Below are 16,784 nucleotides of genomic sequence, written 5' to 3' on the forward strand. Positions count from 1 at the left end.
CATTCGGCGCTTGCTCGAAGGCAAGGCCATGGTGGCGGGTATCCACTTGCGGGACCCTGACAGCGGCCGCTACAACGAACCGACCTTGCTGGGGTTGGGTGGGGTCAAGGATCTGGTGGTGCTGCACTGGGCCAAGCGCCGTCAGGGTCTGATAGTAGCGCCGGGCAACCCGCTGGGCCTGAAGACGATCAAGGATCTTGCCCGCCCAGACGTGGTGTGTGCTCATCGCCAGCCCGATGCCGGGGCTGCGCATTTGCTGCGAGGCTTGTTGACGCAAGCGTCCATCGCGTCTGACGCGCTGCGCTGGGCCGACCACATGGCGCTCAGCGAGGAGGATCTCGGCCTGGCCATTGCTCAGGGAGAGGCGGATGTCGGGGTGGGCATGGAGGCGGCGGCGCATCGCCAGCAGCTTCATTTCATTCCCTTGGTGGAGGAGTCGTTCGATCTGGTCCTGCATCGACGCAGCGCTTTCGAGCCCACCATGCAAGCGCTGATGGCCTTTGCCCGGCAGCCGCGCTTTCATCAGCGGGCCGAGGCGCTGAAAGGTTACGACATCAGCCAGCTGGGTCGCGTTTTATACAATGCTTGACGATGGTATAAGATGCGCCACACTGGTTAGGTGCTGTACACGACTACTCATCACGAAATGGAGAGCATGATGAATCAAGCGCTAAATAGTAAACGTGTTGCTATTCTGGCAAAGGATGCCTTCAACGCCAAGCTGCTGGAAGAGCTGCAGGAAGGGCGTCACTCGGGTCAGCACGCTTAATGGCGTGGTATCACCAGTGGGCAAGCTTTGCCAAAAGGCTTGCCCATGTCGTTGCCAAACCCATGAAAAAGGATCGTGGCCGGGGTGGCATGATGGTGCACCCTTATCGTGGCTACGGCTCTCAACAGGAAATTTTCGTCATGGGCCGCGTGTTTCGACAGGCGGCCCTTGGGCGTGCCATCCCGCGGCGCGGCATATTGCGTGACACGGCCGACGTGGCTCGGCGCATCTTTCGCCGTGGCCTGGCCGATGCCCAGGTAGAGATCCGCGTGGGCGAAAATCAGCTGACGCTGACCACCGACCGCGACGGTTATTTCGACGCCCATTTGCCCATCACCTCGACGCTGCCAGTGGACGTTTCCTGGCACAGTGCCGATATCGTCGTCCGTGCCAGCGGCCAGCCTACGGTGCGCACCAGTGTGGAAGTCTACGTGCCGCCCCCCGAGGCCGACCTGCTGGTGATCAGTGATATCGACGACACCGTGATGTTCACCGGTGTGGCCGAAAAGCTGAAGATGCTCTATCGACTATTCGTGCGCAAACCCCATCGACGCACTGCGTTTCCCGGCGTGGCATCGCTGTACCAGGCGCTCTACCGTGGCCAGACCGAAAAGGCAGAGCGTCCCATTTTGTATGTGTCCCGTGGCCCCTGGGCCATCTATGAAATGCTCGAAGCCTTCTTTCAGCTCAACCGTATTCCGGTGGGGCCGATCCTGTTTCTGCGCGAATGGGGTATCTCCTGGCGCAAGCCCTGGCCGCGCCGGGCAGAAGCCCACAAGCGCGACCTGATCGACCGCATGCTGGCGCTCTATCAGGACATGCCCTGCATCCTGATCGGCGACAGCGGCCAGCACGACCCGGAAGTGTATACCGAGGTCGTCAAAGCCTACCCGGAGCGCATCAAGGCGATCTACATCCGACGGGTGGACAGTGACCCCAAACGAGAAGACGCCATTCAACGCCTGCGTGAGCAGTTGGCGCACACTCAGTGCGAACTGGTCTTGGCCGCTGACAGCGTGCTGATGGCCGAACATGCCCACGGGCAGGGCGATATCTCTGCCCGCGGGCTGCAGGCCGTCAAGCGTGATGTCGCCGCACATCACAACGACCCCGACTGACGCTGCGCCCCCGCGCGTATCATGGTAAAACTAATGGCCCGCTTGCGGGTCATTTTACGTAGGCACTGGCCGTCGCGAGCAGCTTGCTTTGCCGCCGTCGGTGCCCCCACGGCTTGTCGAAGCCTCTCTGAATTACCTGTGAACGCAGCGGTGGAGTTATGTGGATTCTGGTCATTGCCATCATGCTGGCAATCTTCGTACTGCCCAACGTCTGGGCGAAATGGGTGCTGAAGCGTCACACCCGTGGCCGCGACGACTACCCGGGCACCGGGGCCGAACTGGCCGAGCACCTGTTGCGCCGCCTGGGCGTAGAAGGGGTCAAGGTAGAGCGTACCGAGCATGGCGACCACTACGACCCGGAAGCCCGCTGTGTGCGCTTGACGCCAGACCACTACGACGGCCGCTCGCTCACCGCCGTCACCGTGGCGGCTCACGAAGTGGGCCATGCCCTGCAGCACCATGAAGGCTATGCGCCGCTGCTGGCCCGTAGCCGCCTGGTACAGCTGGCACAAAGAGCGGAAAAGCTGGGGGCGGTGCTGATGATGCTAGCGCCTTTCCTGTTCCTGCTGACCCGCTTGCCCGGCGGCCTGGCAGCGGTGGTGGCCATGGCCGTGATCAGTTTTGGCACTGCGGCACTGGTGCATCTGGTCACGCTACCGGTCGAGTTCGATGCCAGCTTCAACCGGGCCCTGCCGCTGCTGAAAGACTACGTGCCCCCCTACGACATGCCCGGTGCCCGCCACGTACTGACCGCTTGCGCCTTCACCTACGTCGCCGCCTCACTGGCCAGCGTCATGAACCTGGGGCGCTGGCTGGTGATTTTGCGGCGCTGAGCCTGGCTTACGCCGGCCTGTTCGCCAGAATCACTGCGCGGCGAGGGGCGGGGTAGCCTTCTATGGTGCGGGTGCGGTCGTGGGGGTCCAAAAAGTCGGCCAGTGACTGATAGGTCATCCACTCGGTGGAGCGCTGCTCGTCCAGCGTGGTGACGGCTTCATCCACTACGCGCACGTTGGTGAAGCCACAGCGCTCAAGCCAGTGGCACAGGGCGCGGGATGAGGGCAGGAAGTAGACGTTGGGCATGGCGGCGTAGCGCTCGCCGGGCACGAACACGGTCTGCTCGTCGCCTTCCACTACCAGGGTTTCCAGCACCAGCTCGCCGCCGGGGGCCAGCGCGCCCTTGAGCTGTTGCAGGTGCTCCAGGGGGGAAGGGCGATGGTAGAGCACACCCATGGAGAACACCGTATCGAAAAAGCCCAGGTTTTCCGGTACGTCCTCGATACCCACGGGCAGGAAGTGCGTGCGGCCTTCATCGGCGTCACCCACGAAGTGGCGCACGGCCTGAAACTGCCAGTAGAAGCGCGGGGAGGGGTCGATCACCAGCACGAAGGCGGCGCCTGCGCCTGCCATGCGCCAGGCGTGGTAGCCGCTGCCGCCGCCGACATCCAGCACTTTGCGATACTTGAGCGGGGCAAGGTGCGGCGCGACACGCTGCCATTTCCAGTCGGAGCGCCACTCGGTGTCGATATCAATACCGCCCAGGCAAAACGGCCCCTTGCGCCAGGGGGCCAGCTTGCGCAGCAGGTTGAAACACTGGCGTTGCTGGCTCTCGGTTAGTGCCAGCTCTACCGTCAGCGTGTCGCTGTTGAGGTCGACGTGGCGCTCTTCGGGCAGCGGGGGCAGCTTGGCCACGGCCTTTTCCCAGGCGGAAAGGTCGCCGTGGCGCTGGCGGTCTAGCCCGCTGGCCAGCTGCTCGGGCAGCTTGGCCAGCCACGGCGTCAGCGAGGCGTCCTGTGCGGCCTGATCCAGAAACGCTTGATACAACACGCGATGATCGTCGGGAAGCAGCGCCACGTCAGCCCTCCTTGAACGCGATCAGCGAGGTGAAGTTCAGGTACTGAAACCAGGTCATCGAGCGCGGAAAGCCCGCCTGCGACAACCGCTCGTGCAAGGCATCCAGGGTGTCGGGAATCAGCACATTCTCCAGCGCCGTGCGTTTCTGGCTGATTTCCATGTCGCTGTAGCCGTTGGCGCGCTTGAAGTCGTGGTAGCGCTCTACTCGCCAGGCATTGTCGCGCTCATCGGCGTCGATGGTCTTTTCCGAGAGAATCAGCACGCCGCCGGGCTCCAGGGCAGCGTACAGCCGCTTGAGCAGGGCATCTCGGTCGGCGGGAGGCAGAAACTGCAGCGTGAAGTTGAGAATGATCATCCCCGAGGGCGCGTACGCGTAGGTGCGGATGTCGGCTTCTTCCACCTGCATGGCGTGGTCGGGGCTCTCGTCGAGAAAGGTCTGGCGAGCACGCTCGACCATGGCAGGCGAGAGGTCGATGCCGGTATAGCGGAAAGCGTCGGCGGGCATGGCCCCGGCCAGCGCCAGGCCCGAGGCCCCCAGCGAGCAGCCCAGGTCGTAGACATGGGCGCCGTGGCGCAAATGGCGCTGGGCGATCAGGCTCAGCATGCCCAGGATCTGGCCATAGCCGGGCACCGAGCGGCGGATCATGTCGGGAAAGCAGGCGACGACCTGTTCATCAAAAGAGAACCTTGCCACCTTATCCAGGGGTGTTGAAAAGATAGCGTCGCGGTAAGATGCATCACTCATGGGCAAGCCAGGCTGGTTAATGAGGCTCGCTAGTTTACGCGCCCTTGTTAATCCAGAACAGGCCCGTCGATCACAGATTCCTGCCTCACGGAACGACGCCACAGGAGAGGGCACATGGCTTCAGCAAAGGCAACTCCCGATACGCTACCCGCTTGGCAAACGCTTACCCAGCATGCCCAGGCGATTCGTCACATCCATCTGAAGAACCTGTTTGGTGACGACCCCGAGCGCTGGTCACACTTCACCCGTCACGTGGCGGGGCTGACGCTGGACCTCTCCAAACAGCGTTGGGATGACGACACCCTGGAGCATTTGCTGGGTCTGGCGGAAGAGGCGGGCGTGCCGGGGGCCATCGAAGCGCTGTTGAGCGGCAAGCGGGTCAACGTCAGCGAAAACCGCCCGGCGCTGCACACCGCCTTGCGCTTGCCCGCCGATGCCCAGCTGGAGGTGGAGGGTGAAGACATCGTCGGGGCCGTGCACGACAGCCTGGCGCAGATGGAGCGCCTGGTGCAGCGCCTGCACGCAGGCCAGTGGCGCGGTGCCACCGGCAAGCCGATTCGTCACGTGGTGAACCTGGGGGTAGGCGGCTCGGATTTGGGCCCGCTGATGGTGACCCACGCGCTGGCCGATTATCGCCCCAGCGATATTCACCCCGTCGAGGTGCACTTTGCCTCGACCATGGATGGCTCGCAGCTGGCCGACTACCTGACGCGTTTCAACCCGGAAACGACGCTGTTCGTGCTCTCTTCGAAGTCGTTCACCACCATCGATACGCTGTCCAACGCCAACACCGCCCGTGACTGGCTGCTGGGACGGCTGTCCCGGCATGCGGAAGCTGGCGAAGCCCCTCAGGCGCACACCATCAGTGCCGAACTGGTCGTGCGTCAGCACTTCATTGGTGTCTCGGCAAGCCCGGAAAAAATGAGCGAGTGGGGCATCACCCCGGACCACCAGCTGATGTTCTGGGAGTGGGTGGGGGGGCGCTATTCGCTCTGGGGCACCATTGGCCTGCCGATTGCCCTGGTGATCGGCATGGAGAACTTTCGTGCGCTGCTGTCGGGCGCGCACGCCATGGATACCCACTTCAAGACGGCGCCCATGGCCGACAACCTGCCCGTGCTGCTGGGCCTGGCGGGTATCTGGAACGTGAACTTTCTGGATATTCGTGCCCATTCGATTCTGCCCTATGACGGGCGTCTGGAATATTTTGCCGCCTATCTGGAACAGCTGGAAATGGAGTCCAACGGTAAATCCGTGACCCGCCAGGGCCAGGCGGTGAGTTACTCTACCTGCCCGGTGCTTTGGGGGCAGTTGGGTCCCAATGCTCAGCATGCGTTCTATCAGTTGCTGCACCAGGGCACCCAGCCGGTGGTCTGCGACTTCATTGCCCCGCTCAAACGCTACGACGAGATCGAAGACCCGGACACTCGCCGCCACCTGAAGGCCCAGCATCGGCTGGCGCTGGCCAACTGCTTCGCCCAGTCGCGGGTGCTGATGCTGGGGGACGATGCGCTGGAGGAGGACGGCCCGCGCCCCGAACACAAACGCTATCGCGGTAATCAGCCCTCGACCACGGTGCTGCTGGACAAACTCACGCCCGCCACCCTGGGGGCGCTGATTGCGCTCTACGAGCACAAGGTGTTCGTGCAGGCGGTGATCTGGGACATCAATCCTTTCGACCAGTGGGGTGTCGAGCTGGGCAAGCAGATTGCCACCGACACCCAGGCCATCATCGAAGGCGAAGGCGAGCTGGCGCGTTTGGACGCTTCCAGCCGTGGGCTGATCGAAGCGTTCTGGGCGGCGGAGCAGACGCCGCGCGGCTAAGGGATGCGTGGCGCCCGTTTTTCATGGCTGGATATACAGCTTTTTGCTTTTCCGCTATCCTGTGCCCTTTTGTCGGCGGCGCACGCCGCCGACAGTACGTATTTTTAGGAACTGACGTTACATGACCCAGTTTGATGCTTCTCAGTACGGCGCGAGTTCCATCGAGGTTCTCTCCGGGCTTGAGCCGGTGCGCAAGCGCCCTGGAATGTATACCGATACCTCGCGGCCCAATCACCTGGCCCAGGAGGTCATCGACAACAGTGTCGATGAAGCGCTGGCTGGGCATGCCACGGCCATCAGCGTCGTGCTGCACGGCGATGGCGCCATCGAAGTGCAGGACAACGGGCGCGGCATGCCCATCGACCTGCATCCCGAGCACGGCGTCTCAGGGGTCGAGCTGATTCTGACCAAGCTCCACGCGGGGGGCAAGTTCTCCTCGTCGAGCTATCGCTTTTCCGGCGGCTTGCACGGCGTGGGCGTGTCGGTGGTCAATGCGCTGTCGCGGCGGCTGGAGGTCGAGGTCACCCGTGACGGCGCGCGCCACGCCATTGCCTTCGAACACGGCGAAAAGGTCGAAGAGCTCAAGGAGATCGGCAAGGCCGCCAAACGTGCCACCGGAACGTTGGTGCGCTTCTGGCCGGACGAAAGCTACTTCGACAGCCCCAAACTTGCGCTCTCACGATTGAAGCACCTGCTGCGGGCCAAGGCGGTGCTGTGCCCGGGGCTGGCGGTCACGCTGGTGGAGCCGGACGGCACCAAAACCGAGTGGGCGTACGCCGATGGCCTGCGCGACTACCTGGCCGAAGCCACCGATGGCTACGAGGTGCTCCCCAGGGAGCCTTTCGTTGGCCACTTCAATGATGACGAGCATGGCGTGGACTGGGCGATTCAGTGGCTGCCGGAAGGTGGCGAAGCACTGCTGGAGAGCTACGTCAACCTGATCCCCACGCCCCAGGGCGGCACCCATGTGAACGGTTTCCGGGCGGGGTTGCTGGATGCCCTGAGGGAGTTCTGTGAATTCCGCAACCTGCTGCCCAGGGGCATCAAACTCACCGCCGAAGACCTGTGGGAGCGCGCGTCCTTCGTGCTGTCGGTCAAGATGCTCGATCCTCAGTTTGCCGGGCAGACCAAGGAGCGGCTGTCGTCGCGTACCATCGCCGGATTCGTGTCCGGCGTGGTGAAAGACGCGTTCTCGCTGTGGCTGAACCACCACGTGGAGCAGGCCGAGCAGTTGGCCGAGCTGGTGATCAGCGCTGCCCAGCAGCGTCAGCGGAAATCGAAGAAAGTGGCGCGCAAGAAGGTCACCTCGGGCCCCGCGCTGCCGGGCAAGCTGGCCGACTGTTCGGGCCAGGACCCGGCCCAGAGCGAGCTGTTCCTGGTGGAAGGGGACTCGGCCGGGGGCAGTGCCAAGCAGGCGCGCAACCGCGAAACCCAGGCCATCCTGCCGCTGCGCGGCAAGATTCTGAATACCTGGGAGGTCGAGACCCACGATATCTACGGCTCCCAGGAAGTCCACGACATTGCGGTGGCCATTGGCGCCGACCCCGGCAGTGCCGACCTGGAAAAGCTGCGCTACCACAAGATCTGCATCCTGGCCGATGCCGATTCGGATGGCCTGCACATCGCCACGCTGCTGTGTGCCCTGTTCGTGAGGCACTTCCCCGCCCTGGTGGATGCAGGCCATGTGTTCGTGGCCATGCCGCCGCTCTACCGGATCGATCTGGGCAAGGAAGTACACTACGCCCTGGACGAGAGTGAAAAGGCCGCCATTCTCAAGCAGCTGGCCAGCAAGCGCGGCACCCCCAACGTGCAGCGCTTCAAGGGGCTGGGCGAAATGAGCCCGCTACAGCTGCGTGAAACCACCATGGCCGTGGAGACCCGTCGGCTGGTGCAGCTCACGCTGAGCGAGGGGGACGGCACGCTGGAGATGATGGACATGCTGCTGGCGAAAAAACGTGCCAGCGACCGCAAGAAGTGGCTGGAAGATTACGGCAACCTCGCAGACATTGAGGTATAACCTCCGATGACCATGGATATTCAGGTAGCGGAGGGCGACGTCGAGCGTCTGTCCCTGCGCGACTACACCGAAAAAGCGTACCTCGACTACTCGATGTACGTCATTCTCGACCGCGCGTTGCCCAACATCGGTGACGGCATGAAGCCCGTCCAGCGGCGCATCATTTATGCCATGCGTGAACTGGCGCTGCACGCCAACGCCAAGTACAAGAAGTCGGCGCGTACCGTGGGCGACGTGCTGGGCAAGTTCCACCCCCACGGCGACAGCGCCTGCTACGAAGCCATGGTGCTGATGGCCCAGCCGTTCAGCTACCGCTACCCGCTGGTGGATGGCCAGGGCAACTGGGGTAGCCCGGACGACCCCAAATCCTTCGCGGCGATGCGCTACACCGAGGCCAAGCTCTCCAAATTCGCCGACGTGCTGCTCAGCGAACTGGGCCAGGGCACCGTGGAGTGGGCGCCCAATTTCGATGGCACCATGCAGGAGCCGGTGGTACTGCCGGCTCGTCTGCCCCATGTGCTGCTCAATGGCGGCACCGGCATTGCCGTGGGCATGGCCACGGACATTCCGCCGCACAACGTATCGGAAGTGGTCGATGCCACCTGCCACCTGCTGCGCAACCCCAAGGCCACCACGGCCGAGCTGATGGCGTTCGTGCCCGCGCCGGATTTCCCCACCGATGCCGAGATCATCACCCTCAAAGCAGACCTGCAAAAGCTCTACGAAAGCGGCCGTGGCTCGGTGAAGCTGCGCGCTCGCTACGTGCGAGAAGAGGCCAACGTGGTGATCACCGCGCTGCCTTACCAGGTCAGTGGTGCCAAGGTGCTGGAGCAGATCGCCGCGCAGATGCAGGCAAAGAAGCTGCCCATGGTAGCCGACCTGCGCGACGAGTCGACCCATGAAGAGCCCACCCGACTGGTGATCGAACCGCGTTCCAGCCGAGTGGACGTGGAGTCGCTGATGGCCCACCTGTTCGCCACCACGGACCTCGAAAAGAACGTGCGGGTGAACATGAACGTGATTGGCCTGGACGGTCGGCCACGGGTCATGCCGCTAAATGACATGCTGGGCGAGTGGCTGCGCTTTCGTCGTGCCACGGTGCGCCGTCGCCTGGAGCATCGGCTGGGCAAGGTGGAAGATCGCCTGCACATTCTGGAAGGCCTGCTGACGGCTTACCTGAACATCGATGAAGTGATTCGTATCATCCGAGAAGAGGACGAGCCCAAACCTGCCCTGATGAGCGCTTTTGGCCTCTCCGAGCGGCAGGCCGAGGCGATTCTGGAGCTGCGCCTGCGCCACCTGGCCAAGCTGGAAGAGATGAAGATTCGCGGCGAGCAGGACGAGCTGGAGAAAGAGCGCAAGACCCTGCAAGGCCTGCTGGGCAGCGACGCCAAGCTCACCACGCTGATCGAAAAAGAGATTCGCGCGGCGGGCAAGGAGCACGGCGATGCGCGCCGTTCGCCGCTGGTCGAGCGCAGCGAAGCGAAAGCGCTCTCGGAAGTGGAGCTGCTGGGAGCCGACCCGATTACCGTGGTGCTGTCCGACAAGGGCTGGATCCGTGCGGCCAAGGGCCATGACATCGACCCTGAAGGGCTATCGTACAAGGCGGGCGACAGCTTCCGCCTGGCGGCCCGGGGCAAGACCAATCAGCCGCTGGTGCTGCTGGACGATACTGGCCGTGCCTACACGCTGCCAGCGCACAACCTGCCCAGCGCCCGAGGGCAGGGCGAGCCGGTCACCGGCCGCGCCAATGTCTCGGCGGGCGCCCAGATGGCGGGCTTGATGCTGGCGCCGCCCACACGCCGCTTTTTGCTGGCCAGCGATGGTGGCTATGGCTTCGTCGCGCCCCTGGAGGCGCTGACCGGCAAGAACAAGGCGGGCAAGGCGGTACTCAGCGTGCCGAAGGGCTGCAGCGTCATGGCGCCCGTGGAGGTGCCGGACGGCGAATCGCTGTGGGTGGCGTCGGTTTCCAATGAAGGGCGGCTGCTGCTCTTCCCGCTGGACCAGTTGCCCGAGATGGCCAAGGGCAAGGGCAACAAGATGCTCGATATCCCCGGCCCCCGGGCGGCGCGGCGCGAAGAGTTCTTGCGTGATATCGCCATTGTGCCGGAAGGCGGGGAGCTGATCATTCATGCGGGTAAGCGCAAACTGACGCTCAAGGCCGATGACCTTGCTTATTACCGAGGTGAACGTGGGCGTCGGGGCAGCAAGTTGCCGCGCGGTTTCCAAAAAGTTGAACGACTAGAAGCAGGGGAGTGACCGATGGCACGCGGTGATGAAGCAGTAGCCGATGTGGTGATGAGTGTACTGGCACCACGCTGGACACCCGACATGGAGCCGCCCCTGGCGGCACTGCTGGCGCGGTTCGGCCTGCAGGAGCAGCAGCGCACGCCGTTGGCCCAGGTGGCAGAAGGCGCGCCGCTGGATTGCCTGGAGCTGCATTTGGCTGGCGCTCCCGCCGAGTGGCGGGAGCTGCGTCAGGCGGCGCTGGCGCTGGGGGAAACGCTGGGGGCCGACGTGGTGGTGCAACCTGACCGGCGCCACCTGGGGGCTCCCAGGTTGGTTTGTTTCGATATGGACTCCACCCTGATCAAGGCCGAGGTGATCGATGAGCTGGCGCGCCGCCACGGGGTGGGCGACGAAGTGGCTGAAGTCACCGAGCGGGCAATGCGCGGCGAGCTGGACTTTCAGGCCAGCTTCCGGGAGCGGATGAGCAAGCTGGCGGGGCTGGATGAGTCGGTGTTGGCCAGCATTGCGGCCGAGCTGCCGCTGATGGACGGTGTCGAGCGGCTGATGGCCAATCTTCGCCATCAGGGGATCCGCACTGCCATCCTTTCCGGTGGCTTTACCTATTTTGCCCGTGGCCTGCAGGCGCGGCTTGGCTTCGATGAGATCCACGCCAATGAGCTGGTGATTCAGCAGGGCAAGGTCACAGGCGAAGTCCAGGAGCCCATCGTCGATGCCGAGCGCAAGGCGCTGCTGCTGGAGCAGATTGCCCAGCGTGAAGGTATCGACCTGGCGCAGACGGTGGCGGTAGGTGACGGGGCCAACGACCTGAAGATGTTAGCCAAGGCCGGGGTGGGCGTAGCGTTTCGCGCCAAGCCGCTGGTGCGTGCCGAGGCACGTCAGGCGTTAGGCGTGGCGGGGCTGGATGGCGTGCTCTATCTGCTGGGCTATTCCCAGGCCGAGCTGATCGATCCTGTCTAGTGATTGACGGGGCGGCGTTTGGCCGCCCTGCTCAGCTCGAAGGGCTCTCGGTGCTGGGCGTCAGGCTACCGTACTCGGCCCGCAGGGCTGCCAGCCGTTCGGTTTCGGCCTCCGTCAGCGGCGGCGCGTGCCACAGCCGTTGGCCCTGGGCATCCTTCACGCCCTTCAGCGTGAGGGTGAGCTGAGCATCTCGGGGTATCTGATCGTTGCCCCAGGGGCCAAAACGATTGGGCGCCAGTCTCCAGGTGGCGCGCTCACCCGGTGCCAGGCCGTCGGAAATCACGTAGTAGAACGTCTCGTCTACCCAGGCAACGTCGCGGTTGGCGCTGCGCAGTACGCCGCGCAGCTGCAGCTCGGCAATGCTCTCCTCGGAGTCGTTGCTGACCTCTAGTTCAATGACCGGCTCCAGCGCTCCGAATGGGCTGGAAGCAAGATAGTAGCGCGCCCTGTCGATAGTCACCTGCGCCAGCTGCTGCTGAGCGGCTTCGGCGTTGGCCTCTTTTTCTTCCAGGCGGCTCAAGGTGCGCAGGGCCTGGTCACGCTCTCGGGCACGGCGCTGGCGCAGCATCTCGTCGGCTCGCTCGATGACCTGGTCGCCGGTGAGCCCGTGCATGTAGGCGTTGGCCGACTCGGCGATTTCAGCCGCGTTCATGCGCCCGGGCTGCAGCACGCTGATACCGCTGAAAGACGACATGGCGATGATCTTTAGCGCCTGGTCGAACTCGTCGCGCTTGTAAGTGGGCAGCGAATCGCGGACTTTCTCGATGGACACCACGGCTGCGGGCATCGAACTCGTATCAATTTTGGGGTCAGCACAGCCCGCTATCAGCAGGGTCGTCAGCGACAGTATCGATAGCCTTGTCAGGCGCCGCATAGTTGTACCTCGTTAGGCCAAAAAACCGACAGGGAGCTTACCCGAAAGTGGTATCGACCACTAGCCGGAGCTGCAAAACTCCCCTGTATCCAGCAGGTGGAAGGCGGCTCTTTTTGGTATAAAGTGTGCCGATTCAACGTTTCCGAGAAGCCCCGTTCCATGAGTGCATCCTTTACTACCTGGCAGGCGCGCTTTGAAAAGCTGCGCAGCAATAAGCTGTTCGAGACCGTGGTGATCGCCATCATCGTGGTGTCTGCCCTGACCATCGGTGCCCGCACCTATGATGAGATCAGTCAGTTCGAGCAGTGGCTGATCTATCTGGACATCGCCGTCACCATCTTCTTTCTGGTGGAACTGCTGATTCGCATGGCCGCCGAACGCAATCTGACCAACTTCTTCAAAAAGGGTTGGAACGTGTTCGACTTCCTGATCGTCACGGCCAGCCTCATCCCCATGGATGACTCGGAGATGGTACTGCTGGCCCGCCTGCTGCGCATCTTCCGGGTGCTGCGTCTGGTGTCGATGATTCCCGAGCTGCGCCTGCTGCTGGTGGCGTTGATCAAGTCCATTCCACGGATGGGCTATGTAGCGCTGCTGATGTTCATCATCTTCTATATCTACGCGGCGGTGGGCAGCTTCATCTTCCATACCGTGGATGAGCAGCTGTGGGGCAACATTGCGCTGGCCATGCTGACGCTGTTCCAGGTGGCCACCTTCGAGAGCTGGGCCACGGCGGTGCTGTATCCCACCATGGAGCAGTACCCCTACGCCTGGATCTACTTTCTGACCTTCATCTTTTTGAATGCGTTCATTTTCCTGAATATGATGATCGGTATCGTGCTGGACGTGATGCAGAAAGAGAGCGCACAGATTGATTTAGAAAGCGGAGAAGGCGAAGCTGCAGAGATACAGGGCCTGCGTGACGACGTGCGCGCACTGCGCAGCCAGTTGGATCGCATGGAGTCCGCCCTGCAGGCGGCCGCGCAAGCAAAGCCTGGTCTAGCACAGCCTGGCCAAGCAAAGCCTGACCGCGACGAATAACAGGAGAGCCACGATGATGATGAAGGACCCTTCGAAAAAGTATCGCCCTTTCGTGGCGGTGGACCTGCCCGACCGTCAGTGGCCCGGCCAGCGTATCGACACGCCGCCCATCTGGTGCAGCGTCGACCTGCGCGATGGCAACCAGTCGCTGATCGACCCCATGGATCAGGAGCGCAAGCAGCGGTTGTTCGACATGCTGCTGAAGATCGGTTTCAAAGAGATCGAAGTGGGCTTTCCTTCTGCGTCGCAAACCGATTTCGATTTCGTGCGCTCGTTGATCGAGCAGGACAAGATTCCCGACGACGTCACCATCCAGGTGCTGACCCAGGCACGGCCGCATCTGATCGAGCGCACCTTCGAGGCGCTGAAGGGCGCCAAGCGCGCCATCGTGCACGTCTACAATGCCACCGACCCGATGTTTCGACGGGTGGTGTTCAACGTCGACAAGGCAGAGTGCGTGCAAATTGCCGTGGACGCCACGGCGCAGATACGTGACCTGATGGCCGCCAACCCGGAGACCCAGTGGACCTTCCAGTATTCGCCGGAACTGTTCACGACCACGGAAATGCCTTTCGCCGTGGAGATCGTCGAAGCCGTGATGGACACCTTCGGCCCCAGCGTGGACAACCGGATGATCGTCAACCTGCCGGCCACGGTCGAAGTGGCCACGCCCAACAATTACGCCGACCAGATCGAGTGGTTCTGCCGCCATGTGAAAAAGCGCGATACATTGATCGTCAGCGTGCACCCGCACAACGACCGCGGCACCGGCGTGGCGGCGGCGGAGTTGACGCTGATGGCGGGTGCCGACCGAATCGAGGGCACCCTGTTCGGTAACGGCGAGCGTACCGGCAATGTCGATATCGTGACGCTGGCCATGAACATGTACACCCAGGGCGTACACCCCCAGCTCGATTTCTCCAATATCACGCCCATCATGCGCGAAGTGGAGTACTGCAACCAGCTGCCGGTTCATCCGCGCCATCCTTACGTGGGCGACCTGGTGTTCACGGCGTTTTCCGGTTCGCATCAGGACGCCATCAAGAAGGGCATGGCCGAGCGTCGCGCCAACCCCGAAGCCCCCTGGGACGTGCCGTACCTGCCCATCGACCCCGTGGATGTCGGGCGCAGCTACGAAGCCGTGATTCGCGTCAACAGCCAGTCGGGCAAGGGCGGCATCTCCTACCTGCTGGAGCAGGAGCACGGCATCGAGCTACCGCGCAGGCTCTCCATCGAATTCAGCCAGGTGGTGCAGGAAGTGGCGGACCGTACGGGTCGCGAGATCACTTCCCAGATGATCTATCAGGCCTTCCTGGAAGAGTACCTGGAGCAGCAGACACCGCTGGCGCTGGTCAACCACCGCCTGGCCTCCGAGCCGGATAGCCCTCGGGTCACCCTGGAAGCCGTCGTGGAGCAGCAGGGCGAACGCCATCTGCTGAGCGGTCAGGGCAAAGGCCCGCTGGCGGCCTTCGTCAAAGCGCTGCACGCCCATGGTCACGACGTGGAGATCATCGACTACCACGAGCACTCCCGAGGCCAGGGCGCCGATGCGGAAGCCATTGCCTATGTCGAAGTCCGTATCGACGGCCAGGCCGTGTTTGGCGTCGGCAGCGACGAGAGCATCACCAGCGCCTCCATGAAAGGCGTGCTGAGTGCCATCAATCGTTATCATGCGGCTCGTTCCCAACAGTAAACGTTTAGGCGGCAACGTTGGAGTAAACACGGTTTACAAGATGCACTGACTCAGGGATCAGCATGGAGCAGGCATATCTGCCCATGGAGGAAGTGCATCGCCAGCTACAGGATTGGGTAGGCTCATTAGGGTGTATATCCCTTTGACATATCCATTGCGTTGGCTAACATGAGTTCCATGTACGGTATCTCCCGATGGTCTTGGCACAGGAGTCTGATCATGGAACAAGGCGCAGTCTTTCAGAGTAATCGAAGCCAGGCGGTTCGACTGCCCAAAGCGTTGGCTCTGCCAGAAGGTGTAAAGCGAGTCGACATCGTGGCCATTGGTCGTACCCGGGTTATATCGCCAGCCGGGGAGGCCTGGGATAGCTGGTTTGAGGGTGAAGGCGTGAGCGCTGACTTCATGTCGTCACGTGAGCAGCCCCCCGAACAGGAACGAGACCTGTTTTGATGCTCAAGTTCATGCTCGATACCAATATCTGCATTTTCACGATTAAAAACCGTCCGCAAGAGGTTCGTGAGGCATTCAAACAGCATCATGGGCAGCTGTGCATCAGTACTGTCACACTGATGGAGTTGGTGTATGGTGCAGAAAAATCTGCTTTCCCTGAACGTAATTTAGCCACCATCGAAGGGTTTGCAGCCAGGCTGGACGTGTTGATGTACGACGAGGCAGCGGCATCGCATACAGGGCAGCTGCGCGCTGAACAAGCCAAGGTGGGCAAGCCCATAGGCCCTTACGATCAAATGATCGCCGGTCACGCGCGCTCACGAGGGCTGATACTGGTCACCAACAATATGCGCGAGTTCAAAGCAGTGCCGGGCTTGCGTGTAGAATATTGGGTAGGCTCGGGGCAGTGACGCTCTATGGCGGGAGACCACCTAGTGTCAAAGCGATTATTCCAGCATAGAACAGCAGGATAGCCGTCAATGTGCAGAGGATGGGTAACACGGGTTGGGTGGGTCTTCGTGCTGATTGCCTTGGCAGCTGCAATATTGACCTCGGCTGCCTCCCACGAGCCCTTCGAGCCACGGCTGGTGCGGCTGGAAGCCCATAAGGCACTGCCTTCATTGCCCCTTGAGCAAGAGTCTCCTGAGATCAACGCGCTGATGCTGCACTATGCTTCCGATCAGGCGCTGTGGATGAGCGCTTGGCTGGCTGTCATGCAGCATGGCGACCTCGCCCGGGAGGTACTGCTCGCGTACGGGCTCTCACCCCAGTGGCAAGACGTATTGGTGCGTTATGGTGCCGATGCGGTGCTGCCGGTCAGCTATTTTCATCATCACGACAGCGCTACGCTGCGTGCGCAGCACTGGCTGGGTGAGCGCTATCAGCAGCTGAGCCGATGGTGGAGCGATGAAGAGATGCCTGCCCCGGCGCAATGGTCGGCCCAGCAGCGCGGGCTGATGGGCATTGCATTCCTCGATGCCGAGGGGCACGCACTGTTGAACCAGTTCGTCATCGACCGTGAAGGCCAGGTGAATTGGCTGCAAGGCGAGCGTGTCGTGACCGGGGTGGGCGACTTTTTCACCAGTGGGATTCGTCAACTGGAGAGCCAGTGGCGCAGCGGTGACGGCGTGCGTGCCAGCGATCTCGGGTGGGCAGGGGTGGACCTGCTGGTGATGGCCAGCACGGTCAAGGTGCT

Annotated in this window: 14 protein-coding genes and 1 pseudogene; 12 read left to right on the forward strand and 3 right to left on the reverse strand. The window is 62.4% G+C overall.

Annotated elements, in window-relative coordinates:
- From B7L71_RS06885 to B7L71_RS06895, 3 genes are all read left to right on the forward strand, one after another.
- Positions 1-589: substrate-binding domain-containing protein (locus B7L71_RS06885; protein ID WP_081136927.1), on the forward strand; the 589-nt coding region annotated here is incomplete at its 5' end.
- A gap of 242 nt (positions 590-831) precedes the next feature.
- Positions 832-1,887 carry an App1 family protein gene (locus tag B7L71_RS06890; RefSeq protein WP_446497392.1) on the forward strand — a complete coding sequence of 352 codons (1,056 nt, stop codon included), beginning with the start codon at positions 832-834 and terminating at the stop codon, positions 1,885-1,887.
- 158 nt (positions 1,888-2,045) lie between these two features.
- Entirely contained in the window at positions 2,046-2,720 is a 675-nt protein-coding gene (locus tag B7L71_RS06895) for a zinc metallopeptidase (RefSeq protein WP_016913411.1), read from the forward strand.
- 7 nt (positions 2,721-2,727) lie between these two features.
- Here the strand turns inward: B7L71_RS06895 and cmoB are convergent, their stop codons facing one another.
- On the reverse strand, positions 2,728-3,738 hold the full coding sequence (cmoB, locus tag B7L71_RS06900; RefSeq protein WP_081136931.1) for a tRNA 5-methoxyuridine(34)/uridine 5-oxyacetic acid(34) synthase CmoB: 1,011 nt from the start codon (positions 3,736-3,738) through the stop codon (positions 2,728-2,730).
- 1 nt (position 3,739) lies between these two features.
- A complete protein-coding gene (gene cmoA, locus B7L71_RS06905; RefSeq protein ID WP_039177622.1) occupies positions 3,740-4,483 on the reverse strand; it encodes a carboxy-S-adenosyl-L-methionine synthase CmoA in 744 nt (247 codons plus the stop codon).
- 114 nt (positions 4,484-4,597) lie between these two features.
- Here cmoA and pgi point away from each other — a divergent pair, with 114 nt between their 5' ends.
- The 4 genes from pgi (at position 4,598) to serB (ending at position 11,531) form a co-directional block, all read left to right on the forward strand.
- Entirely contained in the window at positions 4,598-6,307 is a 1,710-nt protein-coding gene (pgi, locus tag B7L71_RS06910; protein ID WP_081136933.1) for a glucose-6-phosphate isomerase, read from the forward strand.
- Positions 6,308-6,428: 121 nt separating this feature from the next.
- Positions 6,429-8,324 (forward strand): DNA topoisomerase IV subunit B, encoded by a 1,896-nt coding sequence (gene parE / locus B7L71_RS06915; protein ID WP_016913415.1) that lies wholly within the window; start codon positions 6,429-6,431, stop codon positions 8,322-8,324.
- A gap of 6 nt (positions 8,325-8,330) precedes the next feature.
- On the forward strand, positions 8,331-10,583 hold the full coding sequence (gene parC, locus B7L71_RS06920; RefSeq protein WP_081136934.1) for a DNA topoisomerase IV subunit A: 2,253 nt from the start codon (positions 8,331-8,333) through the stop codon (positions 10,581-10,583).
- A gap of 3 nt (positions 10,584-10,586) precedes the next feature.
- Positions 10,587-11,531 carry a phosphoserine phosphatase SerB gene (gene serB / locus B7L71_RS06925; RefSeq protein WP_081136936.1) on the forward strand — a complete coding sequence of 315 codons (945 nt, stop codon included), beginning with the start codon at positions 10,587-10,589 and terminating at the stop codon, positions 11,529-11,531.
- 31 nt (positions 11,532-11,562) lie between these two features.
- Here the strand turns inward: serB and B7L71_RS06930 are convergent, their stop codons facing one another.
- Positions 11,563-12,405 carry a DUF6694 family lipoprotein gene (locus B7L71_RS06930; RefSeq protein ID WP_081136937.1) on the reverse strand — a complete coding sequence of 281 codons (843 nt, stop codon included), beginning with the start codon at positions 12,403-12,405 and terminating at the stop codon, positions 11,563-11,565.
- 159 nt (positions 12,406-12,564) lie between these two features.
- Between B7L71_RS06930 and B7L71_RS06935 the strand changes: the two genes are divergently transcribed.
- From B7L71_RS06935 to B7L71_RS06955, 5 genes and pseudogenes are all read left to right on the forward strand, one after another.
- On the forward strand, positions 12,565-13,446 hold the full coding sequence (locus B7L71_RS06935; protein WP_081136939.1) for an ion transporter: 882 nt from the start codon (positions 12,565-12,567) through the stop codon (positions 13,444-13,446).
- Between the two features lie 13 nt (positions 13,447-13,459).
- The gene (gene leuA / locus B7L71_RS06940; protein ID WP_081136941.1) at positions 13,460-15,139 is read left to right on the forward strand and encodes a 2-isopropylmalate synthase; all 1,680 of its coding nucleotides are present in this window, start codon (positions 13,460-13,462) and stop codon (positions 15,137-15,139) included.
- Positions 15,140-15,358: 219 nt separating this feature from the next.
- Positions 15,359-15,589 carry a type II toxin-antitoxin system VapB family antitoxin gene (gene vapB / locus B7L71_RS06945; RefSeq protein WP_039177604.1) on the forward strand — a complete coding sequence of 77 codons (231 nt, stop codon included), beginning with the start codon at positions 15,359-15,361 and terminating at the stop codon, positions 15,587-15,589.
- Entirely contained in the window at positions 15,589-15,999 is a 411-nt protein-coding gene (vapC, locus tag B7L71_RS06950) for a type II toxin-antitoxin system tRNA(fMet)-specific endonuclease VapC (RefSeq protein WP_081136943.1), read from the forward strand. Before vapB ends, vapC begins: the two co-directional genes overlap by 1 nt.
- Before the next feature lie 69 nt (positions 16,000-16,068).
- Positions 16,069-16,784 (forward strand): annotated as a pseudogene (locus B7L71_RS06955) (hypothetical protein); the annotation flags it as partial.

Origin of the sequence: Halomonas sp. BC2, assembly GCF_002078115.1 — a bacterium.
Taxonomy (GTDB): Bacteria; Pseudomonadota; Gammaproteobacteria; order Pseudomonadales; family Halomonadaceae; genus Vreelandella; species Vreelandella stevensii.